The sequence below is a fragment of the Faecalibacterium sp. DFI.5.82 genome (genome assembly GCF_029076575.1).
GTDB lineage: Bacteria > Bacillota > Clostridia > Oscillospirales > Ruminococcaceae > Faecalibacterium > Faecalibacterium duncaniae.
Window position 1 is genome coordinate 1 of the sequence record NZ_JARFIS010000132.1, and the last position, 388, is coordinate 388.

Consider the following 388-nt stretch of genomic DNA (forward strand, 5'->3'; position numbering starts at 1 on the left):
TAGCCCTCGGACTCCATGAAGTCGATGACATTGTTGCTGCTGCGCTTGATAGTGTCCACGTTGGCGGCGGCTCGTTCGCTGACCGTGAAGCGGAAATCGTTCTGCACCAGCCGGTGCAGCCCTTCCAGACACCAGAGCAGGATGCCTTCCAACTCGGCGCACATCTTCTCCACAAGGAAGGGGTAATCCGTGCGGTCGGCAGGCTTGTCCTTAGTGGTCAGGATAAGCTGGCGGCGAAAGAAACCGTCCGAATGGTCATACAGCGAGGTCAACGCACCGTTGCCGAAGCAGAGGAACCGGGCGTAAATGTCCCGCTGGGAGCTCTGGACACCCTTGCGCTCCAAGTCCAGCTTGGCTTCGGCGGTCACGATGGTCTTGATATAATTCG

The 388-nt window shown here is 58.2% G+C and carries 1 pseudogene; it reads right to left on the minus strand.

Going from position 1 to position 388, the window contains the following annotated elements:
• Window positions 1-388 (minus strand): annotated as a pseudogene (locus P0G09_RS15920) (DNA primase); the annotation flags it as partial.